Raw genomic sequence first — 3,669 nt, forward strand, 5'->3', positions numbered from 1 at the left:
CGCGACTTCGAAGCCTTTCAGGAGGTCGTACGCACCCACGGCGTACACGAGCGACGTGTCCTGGAACAGGATGATCGTCTGGGTGAGCAGCACCGGCAGCATGTTGCGGAACGCCTGCGGCAGCACGATGAGCTTCATGCACTGGGCGTACGTCATGCCCACGGCGTAGCCGGCGCTCACCTGCCCCTTCGACACCGACTGGATGCCGGCGCGCATGATCTCCGAGTAGTAGGCGGCCTCGAAGACGGTGAAGGTGATGATGGCCGAGAGCTCGGCCCCCATCGGCCGCCCGACCAGGAGCGGGATCAGCAGGAAGAACCAGAGGATGACCATCACCAGCGGGATGGAGCGCAGGGTGTTGACGTAGGCTGCCGCGGGCATCACGAGCCAAGGCTTGCCCGAGAGGCGCATCAGCGCCAGGACCGTGCCGAGGGCGATGCCGCCGATCATGGCGACGATCGTCAGCTGGAACGAGAAGATCAGGCCCTTCAGGACGAAGCTCTGGACAACGGCCCAGGTCATGAAGCTGAAGTCGAGGTTCATGCCGCGTGCTCTCGCATCACTTGGCGCCGAGCAGGCCGGGAACCTGGACCCGGACCTCGATGAAGCGGGCCAGCCGGTTCACGGCGAAGGCCGAGACGAAATACAGCGCCGTGACCGCCAGGTAGATCTCGATGCCGCGCGAGGTTTCCTCCTGCGCCTGCATCGCGAACATCGTCAGCTCGGCGATGGAGACCGCGAACGCGACCGACGTGTTCTTGATGATGTTCATCGACTCGCTGGTCAGCGGCGGAATGATGATCCGGTAGGCCATAGGCAGCAGCACGTAGCGGTACGTCTGCGGCAGGGTCAGGCCGGTGGCCAGGCCGGCGTAGGTCTGGCCCTTGGGCAGCGACTGGATGCCCGCCCGCACCTGCTCGGAGATCCGCGCCGAGGTGAAGAAGCCGAGCGCAAGGACCACCAGGACGAAGCTCGGCACGCCGCGCAGCACCAGGAAGATCGACGGGATCACGTGGTACCAGAGGAAGATCTGCAACAGCAACGGGATGTTGCGGAACAGCTCGGTCCAGGCGTTGCCGATGAAGACCAGGAACTTGTTCGGCGTGGTGCGCAGGATGCCCATCATCGAGCCCACGACCAGGGCCACGAGGAGCGCGAACACCGCGACCGAGAGCGTCCAGCCCCAGGCCGACATCATCCAGCGCAGGTAGGTCTCGCCTCCCCCGGTGTCCTGCAGGAAGACCTGCCAGTCCCACGTTCCCAATGCGAGCTCCCTCGTGCACCGCGAAGCGCCGGCCCTGCGTTCGACAAAAGAAAAAAGCGCGACGCGAATGGCTTCGCGTCGCGCTCGGACTGTAAGCAAACTCCGCGCCGCAGGGCGCTAGGGCTTACCTGAGTCGTTGGGGTCGATCAGGGCTGGGCGTATTCCTCGAGCGGCTTGTCGCTCGGGTTGGACCAGGCCGCCTTGGTTGCCTCGCTCGCGGGCAGGTTGACCTTGGTGTTCGCCGGGGGGATGGCCTGCATGAACCACTTGTCGTAGAGCTTGGCGACGTCGCCGCTCTTGGCCATGTTGCGGATGCTGTCGTCGACCGCCTTCTTGAAGGCGGGATCGTCCTTGCGGTACATGATCGCGATCGGCTCCACGCTGAGGGGCTCGCCGACGATCTTGAAGTCGGCCGGGTTCTTGGCCTTCGAGATCAGGCCGGCGAGGATCTGCCCGTCCATCACGAACGCGTCGGCGCGGCCCGAGTCGAGCAGCTGGAAGCTGTCGGAGTGGTCCTTGCCATTGAGCTCCTTGAAATCCATGCCCTGGGCGCGCTTGTTCTTGCGCAGCAGCTGCACCGAGGTCGTGCCGGTGGTGGTGGCCACCGTCTTGCCGTTCAGGCCGGCGATGTTGTTGATGCCCGAGTTCGCCTTCACGGCGATGCGCACTTCCTCGATGTAGAGCGCCGGGGCGAAGGCGACGTCCTTCAGGCGGGCGGCGTTGTTGGTGGTCGAGCCGCACTCGATGTCGACGGTGCCGTTCTGCACCAGCGGAATCCGGTTCTGCGACGTCACCGGCTGGAACTTGATGTCGACCTTGGCCATGCCGAGCTGCTTCTGGATGTCGCCGATCACGCGCTGGCAGACGTCGTAGTGGAAGCCCGTGTACTTGCCGTCGCCCAGGGTGTAGGCCAGCGCGCCCGAGGACTCGCGCACGCCCATCGTGATGGTGCCGCTGTCCTTGATCTTCTTCAGGGTGTCGTTCGCCTGCGCCTGCGCGCCGGTGACTGCCAGGGCCGACGCGACGAGCGCGAAGCCGGCCAGAAACGATGTCTTCATGAGAACTCCTGTGGTTGGATGGCTCGAGGCGGGCCTCGTCGCGAAAAGAACGAAATTCTAGAGAGGCGCGTTGACCCGGTCCGGCGAATTGCCCAAAAGCAAGGGTTTGCCTGGGACGTTCGCCCGCAACCGCCCTCCGGCGGCGGAGATCAGGCCGGAGCCGCCTCGGCACTGCTCTGCTGCAGCTGCCACATCTCGGCATAGCGGCCGTTCTGCGCAACGAGCTCGGCATGCGTGCCGCGCTCGACGATCCGGCCCTCCGCCATGACCAGGATCTGGTGCGCATCGACCACGGTCGACAGGCGGTGCGCGATGACGAGCGCCGTCCGGTTCCTGGCCACGCTCTGCAGCTCGACCTGGATCGCCCGCTCGTTGGCCGAGTCGAGGGCCGACGTCGCCTCGTCGAAGATCATGATCGGCGGGTCCTTCAGCAGCGTGCGGGCGATGGCGACGCGCTGCTTCTCGCCGCCCGATAGCTTCAGCCCGCGCTCGCCGACCATCGTGTCGTAGCCCTTGGGCGTCGAGGCGATGAAGTTGTGGATGTGGGCCGAGCGCGCCGCCGCCTCTACCTCGGCCCGGCCCGCGCCGGTGCGGCCGTAGGCGATGTTGTATTCGACCGTGTCGTTGAACAGCACCGTGTCCTGGGGAACGATGCCGATCGCCTCGCGGAGGCTCTTCTGCGTCACCGAGCGGATGTCCTGGCCGTCGATGCGGATGCTGCCGGCATCGACGTCGTAGAAGCGGAACATCAGCCGCGCCAGCGTGCTCTTGCCCGACCCCGACGGGCCGACCACCGCCACGGTCTTGCCGGCCGGGATCTCGAAGCTGACGCCGTGCAGGATCTCCCGGTCGCGGTCGTAGCCGAAGCGGACGTCGTCGAATCGCCCCGCGCCGCCATGCGCGGCGAGCGGCTTGGCACCGGGTGCGTCGGCGATCTCGCGGTTCTGCCCGAGCAGGGCGAACATCTTCTCCATGTCGATCATCGACTGCTTGATCTCGCGGTAGATGACGCCCAGGAAGTTGAGCGGTATGTAGAGCTGGATCATCAGCGCGTTGACCAGCACCAGGTCGCCCAAGGTCATCGTTCCGGCGACGACGCCGACCGTCGCCCGCCAGACGAGCAGGGTCACCGTGACGGCAATGATCAGGCTCTGGCCGAGGTTGAGCAGCGAGAGCGAGGTCTGCGACTTGATCGAGGCTTTCTCCAGCCGGTGCAGGTTCTCGTCGTAGCGGGCCTGCTCGAAGCCCTCGTTCGAGAAGTACTTGACCGTCTCGTAGTTGAGCAGGGCGTCGAGCGCCTTGGTGTTGGCCTTCGAGTCCTGCTCGTTCATGGCCCGCCGGAAGGCC

At 65.6% G+C, this 3,669-nt stretch carries 4 protein-coding genes; all 4 read right to left on the reverse strand.

The features are described from left to right. Positions 1-543 (reverse strand): amino acid ABC transporter permease (locus AC30N0_RS17020; RefSeq protein ID WP_489519083.1); only part of this gene is annotated, 543 nt, incomplete at its 3' end. A 16-nt stretch (positions 544-559) separates the two neighbouring features. Next, positions 560-1,264, reverse strand: coding sequence for an amino acid ABC transporter permease (locus AC30N0_RS17025; RefSeq protein ID WP_489519084.1), 705 nt, complete (start codon positions 1,262-1,264; stop codon positions 560-562). Positions 1,265-1,410: 146 nt separating this feature from the next. Beyond that, the gene (locus AC30N0_RS17030; RefSeq protein WP_489519085.1) at positions 1,411-2,322 is read right to left on the reverse strand and encodes a transporter substrate-binding domain-containing protein; all 912 of its coding nucleotides are present in this window, start codon (positions 2,320-2,322) and stop codon (positions 1,411-1,413) included. A gap of 149 nt (positions 2,323-2,471) precedes the next feature. Beyond that, positions 2,472-3,669 (reverse strand): ABCB family ABC transporter ATP-binding protein/permease (locus tag AC30N0_RS17035; protein WP_489519086.1); only part of this gene is annotated, 1,198 nt, incomplete at its 5' end.

It is taken from the genome of Rhizobacter sp., from assembly GCF_031412495.1.
In the GTDB taxonomy this organism is placed as follows: domain Bacteria; phylum Pseudomonadota; class Gammaproteobacteria; order Burkholderiales; family Burkholderiaceae_C; genus Schlegelella_A.